Here is a 19432-nt window from a genome sequence, read left to right as displayed (position 1 = left end):
TGACTGCCACGGGTCGGGTCGGCGCGGCGAGCCGCGTCGGGGGGGGGGCCGGGGGGGCGCCCCCCCCCCCCCACGGCTCCGCGCCGCGGACGTACGCGTCGAGGCGCTCGGCCGCGACCTTGTACGACTCCCGGCTGGCGGCCTGCATCAGCGGGCCCCCGTGCTCTCGAGGCCGCTCAGGAACCGGTCGACGGTGCCCTTGCGTCGCGCCTCGTCGGCCAGCGACTCACCGACGATCTTGCTGGCCAGGTCCACCGCGATTGTGCCGACCTCCGCGCGCAGCTCGCGCACGATGGTGGCCCGCTCGGCGGCGAGTGCGTCCTTGCCCGCCTGGATGACCCGGTCGGACTCTTCCCGCGCCTTGGCGAGGATGTCCTGCCGGATCCCCTCGGCGTCGGCCCGCGCGTCGTCACGGATCTTCGCGGCGTCGGTGCGGGCCTCAGCGAGCTGGGCACGGTACTGCTCGAGCAGCTGGTTCGCCTCGGCCTGGGCGGCCTCGGCGCGCTTGATGCCGCCCTCGATCGCGTCGACCCGAGCCTGGAACGTCTGCTCCATCCGCGGGAAGACGAACTTCATCAGCACGAAGCAGAGCACGGCGAAGGCGATCGTGCCGACCACGATCTCCTGCCCGATCGGAATGATCGGGTTGTGGCTGGACTCACCACCCTCAGCGGCAAGGTTGAACATGGTGACCTCCCGGTCGAGGGGCGGGTACTACTTGGCCCAGATGAAGCCGAAGGCGATGCCGAACAGCGCGAGCGCCTCGATGACGGCGAAGCCGATCCAGACGTACGGCAGGGTCATCCGGGACGACTCCGGCTGCCGGGCGGTCGACTGGATGTAGGCGGCGAAGACCAGGCCGACGCCGATGCCCGGGCCGATGGCCGCGAGACCGTAGCCGATGGCGGCGGTGCTGCCATTTACCGCGGCGAGAACGTCCATTAGTGGTTCCTCCTGGTTATCACGCGTGACTCTCACGCGGGACGACAACGGTTGGTGCGTGGATCAGTGCTCTTCGGCGAGCGCGCCCTGGATGTAGCTGGCGCTCAGCACCGTGAAGACGTAGGCCTGCAGGACGATGACCAGTGCCTCGAGCAGGGTCAGCGCCACGGTCATCACCCAGGAGACCACCGAGACCGGTGCCAGCCAGGCGTTGGCGTTGAGCATCGCGAAGCCGCCGAGCGTGAAGACCAGCAGGAGCATGTGGCCGGCGAACATGTTCGCGAAGAGACGGACGGCCAGCGAGAACGGCCGGATGATGAAGGTCGAGAACGCCTCGATCGGAATCAGCAGCGGCAGGATGTACCAGGGTGCCGGCGGGATCAGGGCGTGCTTGAAGTATTTGCCGAAGCCGTGGTGCCGGATGCCGATGTAGTTGAACAGCACGTAGCTGATCACCGCGAGGATCGCCGGGAAGGCGATGTGCGAGTTCGGTGAGATCTGGAACAACGGGATGATGGCGAACGCGTTCGTCACCAGCACGAAGCAGAACAGCGTGGTGAAGTACGGAGCGAACCGCACACCCTGGTGACCGATCATGTCGACCGAGATGTTGTTGCGCACGAAGCCGTAGATCGACTCGGCGAACCACTGCTTCTTGGTCGGGACCAGCTTCGGGTTCCGGTAGGTAGCCAGGAAGAAGATGATCAGCACACCGACCGCGATCCAGATCATCAAGGTGAACTTGGTGACCCAGTACGAGTCGTGTGCACCCCAGGGCAGGATGCTGGGCAGGTAGAAGTCCTCCACACTGGGTGGGAATTCCGCCTGGCCCGCTGCCAGGACGTTCGCCTGTCCGAACACCGCGTCCCTTCCTAAGTAGGCGTGCCGAGTCGGCGGATGACCAGGATGACTCCCCCGGCCATGCCGAGCACGAAGCCGATCCCGGTGGCGACGCCACCGGTGTCGAGCCACTGGTCGACCAGCCAGCCGATGAAACCCCACACGAGCATGCCTCCGACGAGGTAGCTGAGCGCGGTCCAACCCTGACCGGCGCCGGACGGATAGTCGTCCGGTTCACCGGCGGGGCGGGGGGTTTGGTCATCAGCCATGACGGGGCGAACGATATCAGCCGGGAAGACGAGGCTGTGCCTCACCCCCCGCACAACCATCGTTGTGTGGGCATCTCGTGGGCGCCGTCGTCTGTGGGCACGCTACTCCCCTTCCGCCCGTCGGAAAATGACCGGAGGCCGACACATTGCGGCGCGTCCGCTAGTTGGGACGGCGGGCCGGCCGATCGCCGGGTCAGTCCCGTGGCCGGCGGGCGTACACCCTGGTCAGCCACCAGAGGTGCACCGCTGTCCACACTGCCACCCCGGCGACGATGCCGAGGCAAAGAGGAATCAACCCGGGCCAGCCGGTTGCGGCCACCGCCACCAGCACGACACCCAACAGGGTGAACTTCAGCACGTACAGACCCACGCCGAGCGGCAGCAGCAGCTGCGGGTTGACCTGGTCGGCCCGGGCCAGCACCACCGTGGTCAGCGTGTAGCTGAGCACCGTGACGCCCACCCCGACCGCCGCGCCGAACGCCGCCGTCGCGCCGCCGGTCACCGCACCGACGACAGCCGCGACCACGGCCAGCGCCAGCGACGCGCCCAGCAGCACCGGCAGGTGCCGCAACCGCCACCGCCGGTCGGCGGCGGGCTCGAGCACCCCGGGCTCAGCCACGGGGGTACGCCGGGAAGGCCGCGGCCAGCTCGGCCACCTCGGCGCCGAGCCGGGTCAGCGCGTCGGCGCCACCCGGTGCGCCCGGGTCCGTGCGCACCGCGCGGGCGATCAGGGCGGCCACCTGCCGCAGCTCCCCCTCGCGCATCCCCTGGGTGGTGACGCTCGGCGTGCCCACCCGGATGCCGGAGGCCACCAGCGGCGGCTGCGGGTCGTACGGGATGGCGTTCTTGTTGAGCGTGATCGCGGCGGCGTCGCACCGGGCCTCGGCCTCCGCGCCGGTCACCCCCAGCTCCCGCAGGTCGATCAGGGCCAGGTGGGTGTCGGTGCCGCCGGACACCGGGCGCATCCCCTCGTCGGCCAGCCCGGCCGCGAGGGCCTGGGCGTTGCTGACCACCTGGCGGGCGTACGTCTGGAACTCGGGCTGGGCGGCCTCACGCAGCGCGACCGCCTTGGCCGCCACCGCGTGCATGAGCGGGCCGCCCTGGGTGAACGGGAAGACCGCCTTGTCGATCCGCTGGGCCAGCGACTCGCGGCAGAGGATCATGCCGCCGCGCGGACCGCGGAGCACCTTGTGGGTGGTCGCGCAGACGACGTCGGCGTACGGCACCGGGGACGGAATGGCCCGGCCGGCGACCAGGCCGATGAAGTGCGCGGCGTCGACCATCAGGTACGCGCCGACCTCGTCGGCGATCTCCCGGAACCGGGCGAAGTCGATCAGCCGGGGGTACGCGGTCGCGCCACAGATGATCAGCTTGGGCCGGTGTGCCCGGGCCAGGTCGCGTACCTCGTCGTAGTCGATCAGCTCGGTGTCCGGGCGGACCGGGTAACCGACCGGGTGGAACCACTTGCCGGAGAAGTTCACCCGGCTGCCGTGGGTGAGGTGCCCGCCGTGCGGCAGGTCCATCGCCAGCACCGTGTCCCCCGGCTGCACCAGCGCGGCGTACGCGGCCAGGTTGGCGCTCGCCCCCGAGTGCGGCTGGAGGTTGGCGTGCTCGGCCCCGAACAGCTCCTTGGCGCGGGCGATGCCGATCTCCTCGGCCCGGTCCACCTCGGCGCAGCCGCCGTAGTAGCGCCGGCCCGGGTAGCCCTCGGCGTACTTGTTGGTCAGCGTCGAGCCGAGCGCGGCCAGCACCGCCGGCGAGGTCAGGTTCTCGCTGGCGATGAGCTGCAGGCCACCGCGCAACCGGTCCAGCTCGCCGAGGACCACCCCGGCGATCTCCGGATCAGTGGCCCTGAGCTGCGCGAAATCCGGCCCCCAGAAGGTGCTCGTCTCGGTCTCCACAGCGAACGAGTCTAGGGGGCCGCAGACTGGGAGTCGTGAGATGCCTCGTCACCGGAGCCACCGGATACATCGGCGGGCGGCTGACACCGCTGCTGCTCGCCGACGGGCACACCGTGCGCTGCCTCGCCCGCAAGGCGGTGCGGCTGCGCGACGTGCCCTGGGCCGCGGCGGCCGAGATCGTCGAGGGCGACCTGAGCCGCCCGGAGACGCTGCCCGCCGCGTTCGCCGACGTCGACGTCGCGTACTTCCTGGTGCACTCGCTGGGCCGAGCGGACTTCGAGGCCGCCGACCGGGAGGCGGCGACCAACTTCGCGACTGCCGCCCGCGCGGCCGGCGTACGCCGGATCGTGTATCTGGGCGGCCCGGAGCCGGCGGCCGACGCCGAGGTCCCCTCCCCGCACCTGCGGTCCCGGGCCGAGGTGGGTCGGATCCTGCTGGCCAGCGGGGTGCCCACGGCGGTGCTCCGCGCCGCGGTGATCATCGGGTCCGGGTCGGCGTCGTTCGAGATGCTGCGCTACCTGACCGAGCGGCTGCCCGCCATGGTCACCCCCCGGTGGGTCCGCAACCGGATCCAGCCGATCGCGGTCCGCGACGTGCTGCGCTACCTGGCCGGCTGCACCACGCTGCCGCCCGAGGTCAGTCGCGGCTTCGACATCGGCGGGCCGGACGTGCTCACCTTCCGCGACATGATGCAGCGCTACGCCCGGGTGGCCGGCCTGCGCCGGCGGATCATCGTGCCGGTCCGCCCGCTCACCCCGTCGCTGTCCTCGCACTGGGTCGGGCTGATCACCCCGGTGCCGAACACGATCGCCCGCCCACTGGTGGAGAGCCTGATCCACGAGGCCGTGGCACACGAACACGACATCGCCCGGTACGTGCCCGACCCACCGGACGGCCTCACCGGCTTCGACGACGCCGTGGCGTTGGCGCTGGCCAAGGTGCGCGACGCCCAGGTAGAGACCCGCTGGTCCACCGCGAGCGGTCCGGACGCGCCGGCCGAGCCGCTGCCCACCGACCCGGACTGGTCCGGTGGCACCGCGTACACCGACGTCCGGGAGCGCACGGTGGACGCGTCACCGGCGGCGCTCTGGCGGGTCATCGAGGGCGTCGGCGGCGAGCACGGCTGGTACTCGTTCCCCCTCGCCTGGTCGGTACGCGGCTGGCTGGACCGGCTGGTGGGCGGGGTGGGGCTGCGGCGGGGCCGGCGTGACCCGCACCGCCTCCAGGTCGGCGAGGCGCTGGACTTCTGGCGGGTGGAGGAGATCGTCCCGGGCGAGCTGCTGCGGCTGCGCGCGGAGATGCGACTGCCCGGCCGCGCCTGGCTGGAGATGCGGGCGCTGCCGGTCGACAACGGACGCAGCCGCTACCAGCAGCGCGCGGTCTTCCTGCCCCGCGGGCTGGCCGGACACGCCTACTGGGGGTCGGTGGCCCCGTTCCACGCCGTGGTCTTCGGCGGCATGGCCCGCAACATCGCCCGCAACGCCGAACAGGCCTCCTGACCACCCCGCCTCGGACGGGTCAGTTGCCGGTGCGGGCCCCGGTGACCTGGAACGCGGCGCGCTCGCTGGGCGGGACGAAGTCGCGTACCGGCTGGTCGCGGAGGGCGGCGCCGAGCACCTCCCCCACCGCGGTCGCCATCCGGGCCTGCACCGCCTGACCGACCGCGTCCCGCGGGTCGTCGGGGTTGGCCGCCATCGAGGCGACCGCCAACTGCGGGGTGAAGGCCACCACCGTCTCCGTCCCGTACCGCTCGGAGCTGCCGGTCTTGCCGGCCACCGGGCGGCCCAGCTGGGAACGCAGGTCGGGCGCGGTGGCGCCGTCGCACCGCCCGTACATCGACTGGTCGCCCACGGGGCAGCGGGCCGCGTCCGCCGCCGCCCGCGCCACGTCGGTGTCGAGCACCTGTCGACAGTCCGGCTTGGCGGCGTCCACCGGCCGGCCGGCCGAGTCGCTGATCGAGACCACCGGCAGCGGCGCGCACCAGGTCCCCTCGGCCGCCACCGTGGCGTACGCCGTCGCCAGGTCCAGCGGGGTCGTCGCGGCCACGCCCAGGGTGAACGGGCCCCAGTCCTTCGCGCCGTAGCGGGCCAGCCGCTCGTCGGAGTCGGCCCGCAGCACGATGCCCAGCCGCTCGGCCATCTCCACCACCCGGTCGGCGCCGACCCGCTCGGTCAGCCACGCGAAGTACGTGTTCACCGACCGGCCGAACGCGGTCCACATGGTGCGGGGGCCGTTCATCGACGAGGGACTGGCGTTCGACGGGCACCAGCGGCCGTCGCAGCTTCCCGCCCCCGTCACCGGGAACCGGGTGAGCAGTTGGGTCGGCGCCGTGAACTCGGTCGACAGCGGCAGGCCGGACTCCAGCGCGGCCAGCATGGCGAAGAGCTTGAACGTCGAGCCGCCCTGGTAGCCCTCGATGGCCCCGCCGCCGGCGACGAGCTGGTTGACCGTGTTCGGATGGTTCTTCTGCCCGACCGGGTTGGCCGCGACGCTGTAGGTGCGGTTCACCGACATCGCCAGCACCCGGCCGGTGCCGGGCTGCACCACGGCGGTGGGCACCGCCCGCGCGTCGGTCAGGCGGTAGATCTTCAGCACCTGCTCGGTGGTGGCCCGCTGCACCGCCGGGTCCAGCGACGAGACGATGGAGAAGCCGCCCCGGCGCAACGTGCGCTTCCGCTCGTCGGCACTCGACCCGAACGCCGACTGGCTGCTCCACCAGCGGGTGAACCAGTCGCAGAAGAAGCCCCAGTCGTTGTGCCCGTCGGGCACCCCCGTGCAGTCGTTCGGCGTCTCGCTGGGTCGCAGTTGCAACGGCTCGGCCTGCGCCGCCGCCGCCGCGTCGGCCGACACCTGACCGGTCTCGACCAGCCGCTCGAGCACGTACGTCCGTCGGCCCAGGGCGCTGTCGGCGTCCCCGTTGATCGGGTCGTCGCTGTCCGGCGAGCGGACCAGCCCGGCCAGCAGCGCGGCCTGGGCCAGGGTCAACTCGGCCGGCGAGCGGGAGAAGTAGCGCTTGCTGGCCGCCCCGATCCCGTACGCCCCGGCCCCGAAGTAGGCGATGTTGAGATAGCGGGTGAGGATGTCCTCCTTGCTCAGCTCCCGCTCCAGCGCCAGCGCGTACCGCATCTCCTGGAGCTTGCGGGCGGTGGTGACCTCGGTGGCCGCCTGGCGCTGCCGCTCGGTCAGCCGGGGGTCGCTGCTGAGCACGTTGCGGACGTACTGCATGGTCAGGGTGGAGGCGCCCTGCCGGGTCCTGCCGTCACGCTTGTTCACCGTGAAGGCGCGCACCACACCGCGCAGGTCCACCCCGCTGTGCTGGTAGAACCGGACGTCCTCGGCGGCCACGATGGCCTGCCGCATCACCGGGGCGACCTCACGCAGCGGAACGTCCACCCGGTCCTCCTGGTAGAAGGACGTGATCAGGGTGGTGCCGTCGTTGGCGTAGAGGTTGGAGCGCTGGGCGGTGGGCGGCGTGCGCAGCGTGCTGGGCAGCTCCGAGTAGGGCGTGGACAGGGCGCTGAAGCCAATTCCGAAGACCAGGGCCGCGGGTAGGGCGGCTCCGGCCAGCACCAGGCCGGCCAGCACGCCGGCGATCACCACGGTCAGCAGTTTGTCGAGTCGGGCCCGGATCATCAGCTCTCCCCGCAGGAGCCGGTCACGCTAGGACCCGTTCAGAATGACCCGGAACACCCCTTTCGCCCCTGGTTTTCCCCAAACCCGGAGGAAACTCGCAGGTCGCTCAGGGCAGCAGCGCGGCGGCCAGCGGGTGGACCGTCTCCTCGATCTCGTCCGCGACCCGGGTGAAGCACTGGTCGCCGCGACCCCAGGGATCGTCGAGATCGTCGGTGGGCAGCGCGGAGGCGCCCAGCCGGTTGTCGTGCGCAGCCGCCACCAGGGCCACGCCCCGGGCGTACACCGCCTCCGGGGTGGCTTCGGCCGCCGGCAACGCGGCGGCGTCCACCGCGGCGAGCAGCCGGCCGAACTCACCCAGCACGAAGGTGCGGGCCGCCGCGTCCGGACGGAGCGCGACCACGTACTCCTGCTGGTCGGCCGTGGCCGTCAGGACCAGGTCGGCGGCGTCGATGTGGTCCGAGCGCAGCTTGCGCGCCGCGAACCCCTCGACGGCGCCGCCACGGTCGATGACCTGTCGCGCCGCCGGCGGGTTCATCTCCTCGCCCGCGTGCCAGCCGCCGGTGCCGGCGCTGTGGCTGTGCACCAGCTCCTCGGCGGCGGCCGGGTCCTGCGCACGCCGGGCCAACCGCTCCCGCACCGCGAGGGCGAGCAGTCGCTCGGCCATCGGCGAACGACAGATGTTGCCCATGCAGACGTGCAGGACGGTGAACGGGGGCACTCAGGCCCCCTGGACGTCGAGAAGATCCGGGACGACGTCGCGCAGCTTCTCCAGCGGGATCGCGCCGGCCCGCAGCAACTGCGGCACCTCGCCGGTCAGGTCCACGATCGTGCTCGGCACCGGATCCGGGCAGGGCCCGGCCTCCAGGTACGCGCGCACCGAGTAGCTGAGCTGGTCACGTGCCTCCTCGGCGGTAACCGCCGCCGGCTGGCCGGTCTTGTTGGCCGAGGAGACCGCCATCGGGCCGGTCTCCCGCAGCACCTCCAGGGCCACCGGGTGCAGCGGCATCCGCACCGCCACCGTGCCCGTCTTGTCGCCCAGGTCCCACTGGAGGCTCGGCGAGTGCTCGACCACGATGGTCAGCGCACCCGGCCAGAACGCCTCCACCAGGTCCCGTGCTGCCGTGGGCAGCGAGAAGACCAACCCGTCCAGGGTGTGGCGCGAACCGATCAACACCGGCGGCGGCATCTGCCGGCCCCGGCCCTTCGCGTCCAGCAGCGCCTTGACCGCGTAGGGCGTGAACGCGTCCGCGCCGATCCCGTAGACGGTGTCCGTCGGGAGGACGACCAGCTCGCCGTTCTTGACCGCCTCGATGGCCGCAGCGATGCCGCGGTCCCGATCGGCGGGCGATCGGCAGTCGTAGAGCATCACGAGGAGTCAGTCTGCCACGCCGGCCCGGGCGCGGTGTGCTGGCCGTCCGCCCGTCGGGACGCGGTGGCGTAGCGAGGGCGGCCGGTGAGGTCCAGATGCTCCGTGACGGCCGCGAACCGGCCGTCGGAGGCGAACAACGCCGGGACCGCCACGTCGTGCGTGTCGTCGTGCTCGACCCCGATGACGCCGCCGGGGCGCAGCAGCGCCGCCGCCCGGGTGATCACCGGTCGGATCACCGCCAGACCGTCCATGCCGCCGAAGACCGCCTCCGCCGGATCGTGCGCGGCCACCTCCGGCGGCACCACCACCTCCACCGGCACGTACGGCGGGTTGCAGAGCAGCACGTCCACCCGCCCCACCAGGTGCGCCAGCAGGTCCGGCGCCGTCACGTCGGCCTCGACCACCTCGATCGGCCGGTCGCCCGCGGCGGCCCGCTCGGCCGCGTTGCGGCGCAGCCACGCCAACGCCGCCGCGGACCGCTCGACCGCGATCACCCGCGCCCCGGGCAGCTCCTGCGCCACCGCCAGGGCGATCGCGCCGGTGCCGCTGCACAGATCCACGATCAGCGGCTCGGGTCTGCTCCGGCCCTGCTCGACACCCCAGCCCGCCAGCAGCTCCGTCTCCGGGCGGGGCACGAAGACGCCCGGACCGACCGCCAGCTCCAGATGCCGGAATCCGGCCCGACCGGTCAGGTGCTGCAACGGCTCCCGACCGGCGCGGCGGCCGACCAGCTCGTCGAGCCGGGCCAGCTGGGCGTCGTCCAGGTCGTCGGCGAGCGCCAGCCGACCCCGGGGCACCCCCAGCACGTACGCCGCCAGCAGCTCGGCCTCCACGCGCGCCGGGCCCACCCCGGCGGCGGCGAGCGCCCGCGCCGCGCGGGCGACCGCGGCGGACGGACGGGTACGTCCTGTCCCTTCGGGGGGGTGTTGCGGCAGAGTGGTCACGCGACAATCATGAGGCGTCACGGACGACGCGACGAACGGGTGCGGCAAGACGCACACGGCAGGAGGTTGTGGGTGGGCTGGCTCGACCGGGTCGATGACCAGGTTGACACCCTCACGCAGGCGCGGGCTTTGCAAGAAGCAAGTCGCTCGGCGGAGTCGTACGCGTTGCTGGAGCGGGTGATCCGCACCACCAGCGACCCGGCCGCCCGTGCGGACGCCCTGGTGCAGCGCCTCTCCGCGCTGATCAATCTCGGTCGGACGGCGGAGTTCACGCGGGCGATCGAGGAGGCGTCGGCGGCCGTTCGGGATCTCGCCGAGCCCTACCTGCACGGGCACCTCAACGCGCTGGCCGCGCTCGCCGCGCACCATCAGGGCGCGCTGGACCGCTGCGTCACCCACCTCGTCAAGGCCGCCCGGGCGCTCGGCGCCGTGGAGGACCCGGACCGGGACACCGCGTGGGGCTGGCACGACCTCGCGATGGCCTACAGCTACCTCAGCTTCCACGGCTACGCCCTGGGCGCGATCGAACGCGCGCGGCAGCTCGGGTTGACCGCCGGCATCCCGGAGGAGACGTTCGCCGCACCGGGCATCCGGCTGCGCAACGCGGTGGCACTGGACCACAACGGGGACAGCGACGGCTGCCTGCGGGTGCTGCGGGACGTCGCGGCCGATCTGGCCCGGTTCGTCCGCAGTGGGCGGGCCGGCCGGCTGCGCCCGAGCAGCCTCGCCGCGTACGGATACTCGGCGGCACGTCAGGCAGCGCTCGGCGACCCGCTGGAGCCGACCGGCGAGACCCAGCCGTCCCACCTGCTCAGCCACGGCGGGGACAGCGCCCGGGCGCGGGACATGCGACAGCTCGGCATGGTCTGCCTGGCCGTCGCGGATGGTCGGCCCATCGAGGCGGTCGCCCGGCTGGACACCATCCGGGTGTCCACCGAGACGCTCGGCGCGGCCGAGCCGGCCCGGCTGCGCAGCATCGCGCTGGCCCGCGCTGGCGACCACCCGGCGGCGCACCGGGCGGACCGGCTGGCGTTCCGGCTCGCCGCGCAACGCAACGACCGGCTGCGCGACGTCTACATCGACGGCATCGCCGCCCGGATCGACCACGAGGAGATGCGTCGGGAGGCGGCCCGGTACGAGGGCGAAGCGCTGACCGACCCGCTCACCGGGCTACCCAACCGGCGCAGGCTGGAGCGGTACATCACCGCTGTGGTCACCCGGGGCGAGCGGGTGGTCATCGGCGTCTGCGACCTGGACGGCTTCAAGGCGGTCAACACCCGCCACGGGCACCACTCCGGCGACCTGGTGCTGCAACGCATCGCCGGGGTGATCAACCGGGTGATGCGCCGGGGTGACTTCGTGGCCCGCTACGGCGGGGACGAGTTCGTGGTGGTGCTCCCGGAGACCGGCATGACCGAGGCCGCCGAGGTGGCCCGCCGGATCGAGGCGGCCGTGCGCAACGAGGACTGGGAGTCCCTGGTGCCGGGCACCCCGGTCGGGGTGAGCATCGGCTTCGCCGAGGTCTCCGGCGGCGGCGGGCTGCGCGACGCGCTCAGCGTCGCATTCGAGCAGGCCGACCGGGAGATGCTGCGCGCGAAGTCACGCCCCCGCGCGAGCTGACCCCCCTTACGGGGTCGATCAAGGACTTGTGGTCCCCCACAAAAGGCGCACGACGCGACAAACTCCCCACCACAACTCCATGATCGACCGGGGTCGCGGCCGCGCAGGCCGGCGGTACGGTCAGCGGCGCGTCAGTTCGGTGTCGCCGGCCAGCCGGGCGGCGCGGTCGGCCTCGGCCAGGGCGTCCAGCACCCCGTCCAGGTCGCCGGCGAGCGCCAGATCCAGGTTGTAGGCGGTGTAGCCGATCCGGTGGTCGGTGATCCGGTTCTGCGGGAAGTTGTACGTGCGGATCCGCTCCGAGCGGTCCACGGTGCGTACCTGCGCCTTGCGGGCGTCCGAGGCGGCGGCGTCGGCCTGCTCCTGGGCGGCGGCGAGCAGCCGGGCCCGCAGGATCCGCATCGCCTGCTCCCGGTTCTGCAACTGGGACTTCTCGTTCTGGCAGGAGACGACGATGCCGGTCGGCAGGTGGGTGATCCGTACCGCCGAGTCGGTGGTGTTCACCGACTGGCCGCCCGGCCCGGACGACCGGAACACGTCGATGCGCAGCTCGTTGGCGTCGATGGTGACGTCGACGTCCTCGGCCTCGGGGAGCACCAGCACCCCGGCCGCGCTGGTGTGGATCCGGCCCTGCGACTCGGTGACCGGGACGCGCTGCACCCGGTGCACGCCGCCCTCCCACTTGAGCCGCGACCAGACGCCGTTCCCACCCTCGGGCACGCCCTTGGTCTTGATCGACAGCGACACGTCCTTGACGCCGCCGAGATCCGAGTCCTGCGCGTCGATCACCTCGGTGATCCAGCCGTGCCGCTCGGCGTACCGGGTGTACATCCGCAGCAGGTCGCCGGCGAACAGCGCCGACTCCTCGCCGCCCTCACCGGCCTTGATCTCGACGATCACGTCCTTGGCGTCGTGCGGGTCACGCGGGATGAGCAGCTCGGCGAGGCGCTCCTCCAGCACCGGCAGGGACGCCGCGATCGCCTCGGTCTCGGCCGCGAACGAGGGATCCTCGGCGGCCAGCTCGCGGGCCGCGGCCAGGTCGGCGCGCGCCTGCTCCAGCTCACCGGCGGCCTTGTGCAGCGGCACCAGCTCGGCGTACCGGCGGCCCACCCGGCGCGCGGTGGCCTGGTCGGCGTGGATGGCCGGGTCGGCCAGCCGCTTCTCCAGCTCCGCGTACTCGTCGAGGAGGCCGGCCAGACGCTCGCTGCTCATGCTGCGGATGCTCCTTCGACGGTGCGACACCGGGCCGGCCCCGAGAGCCGACGGCGCGTGGAAACAGGCGAAACGCGGACGGCGCCCGCGTCCGGTGCAAAACCGGACGCGGGCGCCGAACGGGGAGTTACTTGGCCTTCTTGGCCTGAACCTTGGCGTACTTCTGCTGGAACTTCGCGACCCGGCCGGCGGTGTCGAGAACGCGCTGCTTACCGGTGTAGAACGGGTGGCAGGCGCTGCAGGTCTCGACGTGGATCGCCCCGCCCTTGGCGGTGCTGCGGGTCGTGAACGTGTTGCCACAGGAGCAGCTGACCTCGGTGGTCACGTACTCCGGGTGGATGTTTGCCTTCATCTCGCCTCGGTCCTCTCGTTGGTGGTCGCCGGGTCGCCGTCATCGCTCGTCGCGCCGTACGCGACGGGCTCGGGCGTGAACCGGAACCGGTGGCCGATTGACCAGTGTGCCATGGGCCGGAGCCGACCCGGTAAGCGGGCCGCACACCTCGTCCGGCATCGTCAACACGTGCCTCCCCGTCCGCATTCCCACCGCCCGACAGGGCATTCGCCCACCCGGCGGACCACCGCCGGGTACCCCGCCGGGGGTACGCACGCCGAGCCGAAGGTGCGCCGCCGATGACCCGCCTGATCGCCACCCGGGGACTGCCCGCCTCGGGCAAGACGACGTTCGCCCGCACGCTTCAGCCGTCCGTCGTCCGGGTCAACCGGGACGACCTGCGCCGGATGCTGCACGGCGAGCGGCTCTTCACCCAGTGGGCCGAGGCCCAGGTGACCGTCGTACAGCGGGCCCAGGTCGAGGCGTTGCTGCGGGCCCGGGCGGACGTCTGCGTGGACGACACCAACCTGCGCTCGCGGACGCTGCGCGACTGGGCCGAGTTGGCCGTCCGCCACGGCGCGGATTTCGAGGTGCACGACTTCACCGACGTGCCGCTTGCCGAATGCCTGCGCCGCGACGCCGCCCGCCCGGCGGCCGAACAGGTCGGGGCCGAGGCCATCCGTCGGCTGCACGAGCGGTACCTCGAGGGGCGGACCCTGCCGTTGCCGGTGCCGCAGGCCCGCACCGGGCGCCCCGCCGTCGTGCACCCGCCGTCGACCGAGCCACCCGAGATCGTCCTGGTGGACATCGACGGCACCGTCGCGCTGGCCGTGTCCCGCAGCCCGTACGACATGACCCGGGTGGGCGAGGACGAGCCGAACACGGCGGTGATCGCGGCGGTCCGGGCGATGCACGCGGCCGGGTACGGGGTGGTCTTCTGCTCCGGGAGGGACGCCTCCGCCCGCGCGGCCACCGAGGCGTGGCTGGCCCGGCACGTCCGGGTCCCCTACCTGGGCCTGCACCTGCGGGCCGTCGGCGACTCCCGGAAGGACTCGATCGTGAAGCGGGAGATCTACGACCGGGAGATCCGGGACCGTTACCGGGTGGCCGGCGTCTTCGACGACCGCGTCCAGGTGGTGCAGATGTGGCGAGCCCTCGGCCTCACCGTCTTCCAGGTGGCCGACGGCGACTTCTGAGCGCGAGCAGGGCCCTTCGGCGGGGAAGGGCCCTGCTAGGCGCTCACCGGATGAGCGAGATGGTGGCTTCGGCGCGGATGGTGTTGACGGTGACGCTCAGGCGTACGGGTGCGCCGGGGCGCAGTACGGTCAGGGTGCCGGTGGCGGGGTCGAAGCGGGCGGTGTGCCACGGGCGCACGCCGGCCGCCGAGCCGATGTGCAGGTTCGGCGAGGCGGTCCAGTCGGCGCTGACGGGAGCGGCCACCGGGACCGTACGGCCGCCGGGCTGGGTGAGCGTGGCGGTGACCGCCGCCGGGGCGCCGACCGCGACGCGGGCCGGTGCGGCGAGCGTCAGCCGGTCGGTGTGCGCGTGGAACTCCGCGTCCACCCAGCGGGGCCCCTCGGCGAGCGGGTCGCGACGGGCCCGGTCGGCCTCGGCCGGGGTGACCGGGTCGACACCGAACTCCGTCCAGCCGGTGAAGCCGCCCTGGTCGGCGGGGGTCGACGGCGTCTTGCCCGAGTTGCCGTTGATCACGTAGGGCACCCCGTCGACCCGGTCGGCGTGGAAGGTGCCGACGTGCCCGCCCACGAACAGCGCGCCCTTGCCGGTGCGGTGCTGGAAGTCGGCCAGCCACTGCTCCAGCAGCGCCGCCTCCTTGCGGTCGCCGAGCTGGCTGGCCTGCGCCGGGCTCGGGTCACGCGCCGGGTGGTGGTGCAGGACGACGACCGAGCCGACGCGCGGGTCGGTGGCCGCCGCGTCCAGCGTCTCGCGCAGCATCCGCACCTGGTCGAAGCCGCCACCACGCAGCGTCCCGGTGGACGAGTTCAGCGTGACGAACCGGGTGCCGGCGTGGTCGAACACCCGCGAGGTGGCGCCGAACGCGGCCTCGAAGTTGCTGATCGGGGCACCCATGATCTCGTGGTTGCCGGGGACGTAGTACCAGGGCAGCGCGTCGCCCAGTTCCTCGTCGAGGATGCGCCGGGCCAGCGCGAAGTCGGCCGGATAGGCCGTGTCCACGAAGTCACCGTTGATCAGCAGGAAGTCCGGCCGGGCGGCCTTCACCTCGCGCAGCGTCCGCCGGGCCTGGGCGACCAGGTCGCTGTCCGGGTCGGCGGCGACGAACTGGGCGTCGGAGAGCACCGCGAACCGCCAGGGCGCGCCGTCCACCGTGCCGTCGCGGACCACCACCAGGTCGGTGCGCGGGGCCGCCGCCGGCACGTCGACCGTCGGCGGCACCTTCGCCACCAGGTCATCGATGATCACTTCGCTGGTGTACTGCGCGGCGGCGTTGGTCTCGGCCACGTAGAAGCGGCGCACCCGTACCGGGTACTGCACCCCGGCCGGCACCGCGAACTCCACGTACCGCCAGCCGGTCCAGGTGATCAGCGGGCCGCGCAGCACGTGCTGGGTGTCCTGCGCGTCGTGCAGGTGCAGGCTCGGCCACTCCCCGGTGCCGTTGCCGTGGATCCACATGCCGAAGGCCTGCGGCTGGCCGGGCACCTCGATCCAGGCCGGCGGGTCGGCGTACGCGGCCCGGGTGCCGGTGGACTGGCTGAAGTCGTACGACATCTTCAGGCCGGTGCCGGTGTGACCTGGCGCCGGCGCGACCGAGCCGCTGGCGCGGGCCTGGCTGAACCGCCAGGACGCCGCGTCGTCGAAGCCGGCGACCGGCACGTCGGTCAGCCCGACCGTGACCGGCAGGACGGTGCTCGTCCGTCCGACGCGGACGGTCACCAGGGCGGAGCCGGTGTCGCGCAGCGCGGTGACGGTGAGGTTGCCGTCCCGGCTCGGGGCGATCCGCAGCAGGTCGTGGTCGTAGTCGAGGGTGAGGTCCGCCGGCTCGATCGGCGCGGTGTTGCCCTCGGCGTCGTAGCCGACCACCCCGACCAGGGCGTTGCCGTCCCGGCCGGTCAGCCCGATCCGTGGCACCGTGGCGCCGAGCCGGGTCAGCGGGCCCAGGACTGTGAGGCCCAGCGAGCCGGTCGCCCGACCCCGTGCGGCGGTGACCGTGCTGGCTCCCGGCGTGCCGGCGTGGAAGACCCCGTCACGGTCGATGCGGCCCCGGGCAGCCGGGGTGGCCCGCCAGGTGGGCGCACCCGCGGCCGGGCCGTACGTCTCGTCGTAGCCGGCCGCGGTGAGGGTGCGGGTCAGCCCGGGGAAGACCCGGTCGGGCCGGCCACCGCGCACCGGCGAGACGCCCGGGGCGGCGGTGGGATCGCTGGACGTCTCGACCCAGTAGCCGGTGAGCCGGCCGCTGCCCTTCGGCGCGTAGATGGCCAGGCCGTTGGGCACCGCCCGTTCGCTGCCGTCGGAGGGGCCGTTCTCCACCTGCACGGCCGACGCGCCCGGCTCCCGGGCCAGCAGCGTGGACGATCCGCCACCGTCGAGGTTGAGCGCGTCCCGGGCGCCCAGCTCGGCCATCATCCGGCCCATCTCGGTCTGCGTCACGCCGCGGCTGTCGACCTGCCGGCCGTCCACGGTCAGCATGATCATTTTCTGGCCGTCGGCGCTGAACCCGACCGCCGTACGCGGGGCGAGGGTCGCATCGGCGATGCTCTGCACGACGCCGTCGCGGACCAGGACGTTGCCACCTCCGACCGCCGCGTGCAGGGCGCTCCCGTCGGACGACTTCGGCCGCCAGGTCACCGGGACCGGGTCACCGACGTGCAGCCCGCCCAGCGCGTCCGCGCCGGCGTCGCGGCCGAGCAGCACCGTGCTGCCGGCGACGACCGGGCCGCTGCCGGCCACGCCGGCCACCGCGGCCACCCGGCCGCCGGTCACTGTCACCTCGACCACCCGGGCCGCGCCCTCCACGGCACGCTGCCGGGAGTACGTCCCCCACAGCTCGGTGAACGCGCCGATGCCGTCGGCCTGCACCATGTTGTTGAACTGGGTCAGCGCCACCGGCCCGGTGGGCAGGGTGGCGCTGCCGTCGAAGTTCACCTCGACCACGCGACCGATCCCGGTGGCGGTGACCGCCACGGCGTTGCGGTGACCGCCGACCGCCGACTGGATCAGCTCGTCGTCGCGGATGCCGACGCCCTGCGCGGCCCCGGAGTTGTTGATGTCGAAGAAGTCGCCGTTGACCGCGGCGACCGCCCGCGAGTCGTCCACCGCCTTGCGCAGCGGCTCGGCCCGGCTGACCGCGCCGGAGTTGACGTAGTCGACCGTGGACCCGCCGGCCAGGTCGGTGGTGAGCGCGTCGGCGCGCAGCCAGCCATCGGCGTCGTACCTGTCGAAGGAGGTGAGCTGCACGCCCGGCGCGACCGGACGGGTGGCCTTCGTGGTCTCCAGGCCGCCGGCCGGCTCCAGTCCGCCAGCGGCGGCGGTCGGGGCGGTCGCGGCGGTCGGGTCGGCGGCGAGGCTGACCGAGTCGGCCGGGTGGGACGACGCGGCCGGTGCGTCCTCGGCGGCGGTGGCCGGGAGCGCGGGCGGCGACGCCACGGGCCGGGTGGCCACCGACGGTGCCGGCGGCGCGGCGGTGGCCGGCGGCGACACGGCCAGGGCGAGCAGCGGCGTCAGCAGCAGGACACCGGTGCGACGGGCGGATCGTCTGCGGGTACGCATGGACGACAGTCAACCCGGCAGTGAATAGAAGTTTCAAGACCTGTCGACTGAACCGGAGGAAAATTCCGCCAACCCCGGCTCCTGGCTCCCCGCCGAACCCCCTCTGGTGGCGTGCGAGCAGGGCCGGCCGCTCCCTCTCGTTCCCCTTTGCTCTGCTTCAACGGACGCAACACAAAGCGCCCCGAAGTGTTGCGCCGGTTGAAGCAGAGCAAAGGACGATGGGCGGACACGACGAAGGGGCACGGCCGCTATGGCCGTGCCCCTTCGTCGTCGGTCAACCGGGAACGGTTACTCCCCCGGCGTCGACTTCGCGATCTGCATCAGGAACTCGATGTTGGTGCGGGACTGCTTGAGCCGGTCCAGCAGGAGATCCATCGCCGCCTGCGAGTCCAGCGAGTGCAGCACCTTGCGGAGCTTGTGGATGATGGCCAGCTCCTCGGGCGCGAGCAGGACCTCTTCCTTCCGGGTGCCGGACGGGTTGATGTCGATGGCCGGGAAGGTGCGCTTGTCGGCGATCTTCCGGTCCAGCTTCAACTCGGCGTTGCCGGTGCCCTTGAACTCCTCGAAGATGACCGTGTCCGCCATGGACCCGGTCTCCACCAGCGCCGTGGCGATGATGGTCAGCGACCCGCCGTTCTCGATGTTGCGGGCCGCGCCGAGGAAGCGCTTCGGCGGGTAGAGCGCGGTGGAGTCGATACCACCCGACATGATCCGGCCGCTGGCCGGCGCCGCCAGGTTGTACGACCGACCGAGCCGGGTCACCGAGTCGAGCAGCACGACGACGTCGTGACCCAGCTCGACCAGGCGCTTGGCCCGCTCGATGGCCAGCTCCGCCACCGTCGTGTGGTCCTGCGGCGGACGGTCGAACGTGGCCGCGATGACCTCGCCCTTGATCGACCGCTGCATGTCGGTGACCTCTTCGGGCCGCTCGTCGACCAGCACCACCATGAGGTGGCACTCCGGGTTGTTCCGGGTGATCGCGTTCGCGATCGCCTGGAGCACCATCGTCTTACCCGCCTTCGGCGGCGACTGGATGAGCGCCCGCTGGCCCTTGCCGATCGGCATGACCAGGTCGATGACCCGGGTGGTCAGGATGTGCGGCTCGGTCTCCAGCCGCAGGCGCTCCTGCGGGTAGAGCGGCGTGAGCTTGTAGAACTCCGGCCGCCGCCGCGCCTCGTCCGGCTCCATCCCGTTGATCGTGTCCAGCCGCATCAGCGGGTTGTACTTGTCCCGCCGCTGGTCACCGGTGTTGCCGACCTCGCGGGCCGCACGCACCGCGCCGGTGATCGCGTCACCGCGGCGCAGACCGTACTTCTTGATCTGGGACATCGAGACGTACACGTCGTTCGGGCCGGCCAGGTAACCGGTCGTCCGCACGAAGGCGTAGTTGTCGAGCACGTCGATGATGCCGGCCACGGGGACGAGCACGTCGTCCTCGCCGACCTGCGGCTCACGGCCACCGGTGTCACCACCGGTCTCCGCCCGCTCGCCACGGCCACGCCGACGGTCCCGGAAGCGGCTGCGCCGGCCACGCCGACCGCCGCCCTCACCGTCGTCGTCGTCGTTGTCCCGCTCGACACGCTGGCCGCGGTCGTTGCGGTCGGCGCGCTCCGAACGGTCGGTGCGCTCGG

Annotated in this window: 17 protein-coding genes; 3 read left to right on the top strand and 14 right to left on the bottom strand. The window is 72.6% G+C overall.

The genetic code is table 11. The features are described from left to right. Nucleotides 1–147: 147 nt before the first annotated feature. The 6 genes from ABZU46_RS24855 to glyA form a co-directional block, all read right to left on the bottom strand. Nucleotides 148–687, bottom strand: a complete 540-nt coding sequence (locus tag ABZU46_RS24855; RefSeq protein WP_354861498.1) for a F0F1 ATP synthase subunit B — start codon at nucleotides 685–687, stop codon at nucleotides 148–150. A gap of 27 nt (nucleotides 688–714) precedes the next feature. Next, entirely contained in the window at nucleotides 715–942 is a 228-nt protein-coding gene (locus ABZU46_RS24850; protein WP_007464523.1) for an ATP synthase F0 subunit C, read from the bottom strand. A gap of 63 nt (nucleotides 943–1005) precedes the next feature. Next, nucleotides 1006–1803: a F0F1 ATP synthase subunit A gene (gene atpB / locus ABZU46_RS24845; protein ID WP_007464525.1), complete on the bottom strand. Its 798-nt coding sequence runs from the start codon at nucleotides 1801–1803 to the stop codon at nucleotides 1006–1008. A gap of 11 nt (nucleotides 1804–1814) precedes the next feature. Further along, nucleotides 1815–2051 carry an AtpZ/AtpI family protein gene (locus ABZU46_RS24840; protein ID WP_266245732.1) on the bottom strand — a complete coding sequence of 79 codons (237 nt, stop codon included), beginning with the start codon at nucleotides 2049–2051 and terminating at the stop codon, nucleotides 1815–1817. 193 nt (nucleotides 2052–2244) lie between these two features. Then, entirely contained in the window at nucleotides 2245–2670 is a 426-nt protein-coding gene (locus ABZU46_RS24835) for a hypothetical protein (protein WP_354861496.1), read from the bottom strand. Further along, entirely contained in the window at nucleotides 2663–3952 is a 1290-nt protein-coding gene (glyA, locus tag ABZU46_RS24830; RefSeq protein ID WP_354861494.1) for a serine hydroxymethyltransferase, read from the bottom strand. The genes ABZU46_RS24835 and glyA overlap by 8 nt, the downstream gene beginning before the upstream one ends. A gap of 35 nt (nucleotides 3953–3987) precedes the next feature. Here glyA and ABZU46_RS24825 point away from each other — a divergent pair, with 35 nt between their 5' ends. Beyond that, nucleotides 3988–5451 carry an SDR family oxidoreductase gene (locus ABZU46_RS24825; protein WP_354861493.1) on the top strand — a complete coding sequence of 488 codons (1464 nt, stop codon included), beginning with the start codon at nucleotides 3988–3990 and terminating at the stop codon, nucleotides 5449–5451. A 19-nt stretch (nucleotides 5452–5470) separates the two neighbouring features. Here the strand turns inward: ABZU46_RS24825 and ABZU46_RS24820 are convergent, their stop codons facing one another. The 4 genes from ABZU46_RS24820 to prmC all read right to left on the bottom strand — a co-directional run bounded on the left by ABZU46_RS24820 (nucleotide 5471) and on the right by prmC (nucleotide 9898). Then, nucleotides 5471–7585, bottom strand: a complete 2115-nt coding sequence (locus tag ABZU46_RS24820) for a transglycosylase domain-containing protein (RefSeq protein WP_354861491.1) — start codon at nucleotides 7583–7585, stop codon at nucleotides 5471–5473. 106 nt (nucleotides 7586–7691) lie between these two features. Continuing rightward, nucleotides 7692–8303, bottom strand: coding sequence for a phosphotyrosine protein phosphatase (locus ABZU46_RS24815; RefSeq protein ID WP_354861489.1), 612 nt, complete (start codon nucleotides 8301–8303; stop codon nucleotides 7692–7694). Then, a complete protein-coding gene (locus ABZU46_RS24810) occupies nucleotides 8304–8951 on the bottom strand; it encodes an L-threonylcarbamoyladenylate synthase (RefSeq protein WP_234588740.1) in 648 nt (215 codons plus the stop codon). It lies immediately after the preceding gene. Further along, nucleotides 8951–9898 (bottom strand): peptide chain release factor N(5)-glutamine methyltransferase, encoded by a 948-nt coding sequence (gene prmC, locus ABZU46_RS24805; protein ID WP_354861488.1) that lies wholly within the window; start codon nucleotides 9896–9898, stop codon nucleotides 8951–8953. Before prmC ends, ABZU46_RS24810 begins: the two co-directional genes overlap by 1 nt. 72 nt (nucleotides 9899–9970) lie before the next feature. Here prmC and ABZU46_RS24800 point away from each other — a divergent pair, with 72 nt between their 5' ends. After that, on the top strand, nucleotides 9971–11518 hold the full coding sequence (locus ABZU46_RS24800; protein ID WP_354861486.1) for a GGDEF domain-containing protein: 1548 nt from the start codon (nucleotides 9971–9973) through the stop codon (nucleotides 11516–11518). Nucleotides 11519–11638: 120 nt separating this feature from the next. Here the strand turns inward: ABZU46_RS24800 and prfA are convergent, their stop codons facing one another. Then, complete coding sequence (gene prfA / locus ABZU46_RS24795) at nucleotides 11639–12727, bottom strand: peptide chain release factor 1 (RefSeq protein WP_354861485.1); 1089 nt, start codon at nucleotides 12725–12727, stop codon at nucleotides 11639–11641. A 127-nt stretch (nucleotides 12728–12854) separates the two neighbouring features. Beyond that, nucleotides 12855–13079 (bottom strand): 50S ribosomal protein L31, encoded by a 225-nt coding sequence (gene rpmE / locus ABZU46_RS24790; protein WP_007464546.1) that lies wholly within the window; start codon nucleotides 13077–13079, stop codon nucleotides 12855–12857. 278 nt (nucleotides 13080–13357) lie between these two features. On the opposite strand from rpmE, the gene ABZU46_RS24785 reads away from it, so the two are divergent. Then, on the top strand, nucleotides 13358–14254 hold the full coding sequence (locus ABZU46_RS24785; protein WP_354861483.1) for an AAA family ATPase: 897 nt from the start codon (nucleotides 13358–13360) through the stop codon (nucleotides 14252–14254). Nucleotides 14255–14297: 43 nt separating this feature from the next. Here ABZU46_RS24785 and ABZU46_RS24780 read toward each other — a convergent pair whose 3' ends face one another. Continuing rightward, nucleotides 14298–17801 (bottom strand): phosphodiester glycosidase family protein, encoded by a 3504-nt coding sequence (locus ABZU46_RS24780; RefSeq protein ID WP_354861482.1) that lies wholly within the window; start codon nucleotides 17799–17801, stop codon nucleotides 14298–14300. 288 nt (nucleotides 17802–18089) lie between these two features. Further along, nucleotides 18090–19432 (bottom strand): transcription termination factor Rho (rho, locus tag ABZU46_RS24775; protein ID WP_354861480.1); only part of this gene is annotated, 1343 nt, incomplete at its 5' end.

The sequence above is a fragment of the Micromonospora sp. NPDC005197 genome (assembly GCF_040608295.1).
Lineage (GTDB): Bacteria > Actinomycetota > Actinomycetes > Mycobacteriales > Micromonosporaceae > Micromonospora.
The sequence above is the reverse complement of the archived record's forward strand: the minus strand, read 5'-3'. Positions and strand labels throughout refer to the sequence as shown.

What these genes read in the sequence shown, in the direction of transcription:
- ABZU46_RS24840 (WP_266245732.1), bottom strand. Translation starts at nt 2,051, where the DNA reads ATGGCTGATGACCAAACCCCCCGCCCCGCCGGTGAACCGGACGACTAT.
- prfA (WP_354861485.1), bottom strand. Translation starts at nt 12,727, where the DNA reads ATGAGCAGCGAGCGTCTGGCCGGCCTCCTCGACGAGTACGCGGAGCTG.
- rpmE (WP_007464546.1), bottom strand. Translation starts at nt 13,079, where the DNA reads ATGAAGGCAAACATCCACCCGGAGTACGTGACCACCGAGGTCAGCTGC.
- ABZU46_RS24785 (WP_354861483.1), top strand. Translation starts at nt 13,358, where the DNA reads ATGACCCGCCTGATCGCCACCCGGGGACTGCCCGCCTCGGGCAAGACG.
- ABZU46_RS24855 (WP_354861498.1), bottom strand. Translation starts at nt 687, where the DNA reads ATGTTCAACCTTGCCGCTGAGGGTGGTGAGTCCAGCCACAACCCGATC.
- ABZU46_RS24810 (WP_234588740.1), bottom strand. Translation starts at nt 8,951, where the DNA reads ATGCTCTACGACTGCCGATCGCCCGCCGATCGGGACCGCGGCATCGCT.
- ABZU46_RS24780 (WP_354861482.1), bottom strand. Translation starts at nt 17,801, where the DNA reads ATGCGTACCCGCAGACGATCCGCCCGTCGCACCGGTGTCCTGCTGCTG.
- ABZU46_RS24850 (WP_007464523.1), bottom strand. Translation starts at nt 942, where the DNA reads ATGGACGTTCTCGCCGCGGTAAATGGCAGCACCGCCGCCATCGGCTAC.
- ABZU46_RS24820 (WP_354861491.1), bottom strand. Translation starts at nt 7,585, where the DNA reads ATGATCCGGGCCCGACTCGACAAACTGCTGACCGTGGTGATCGCCGGC.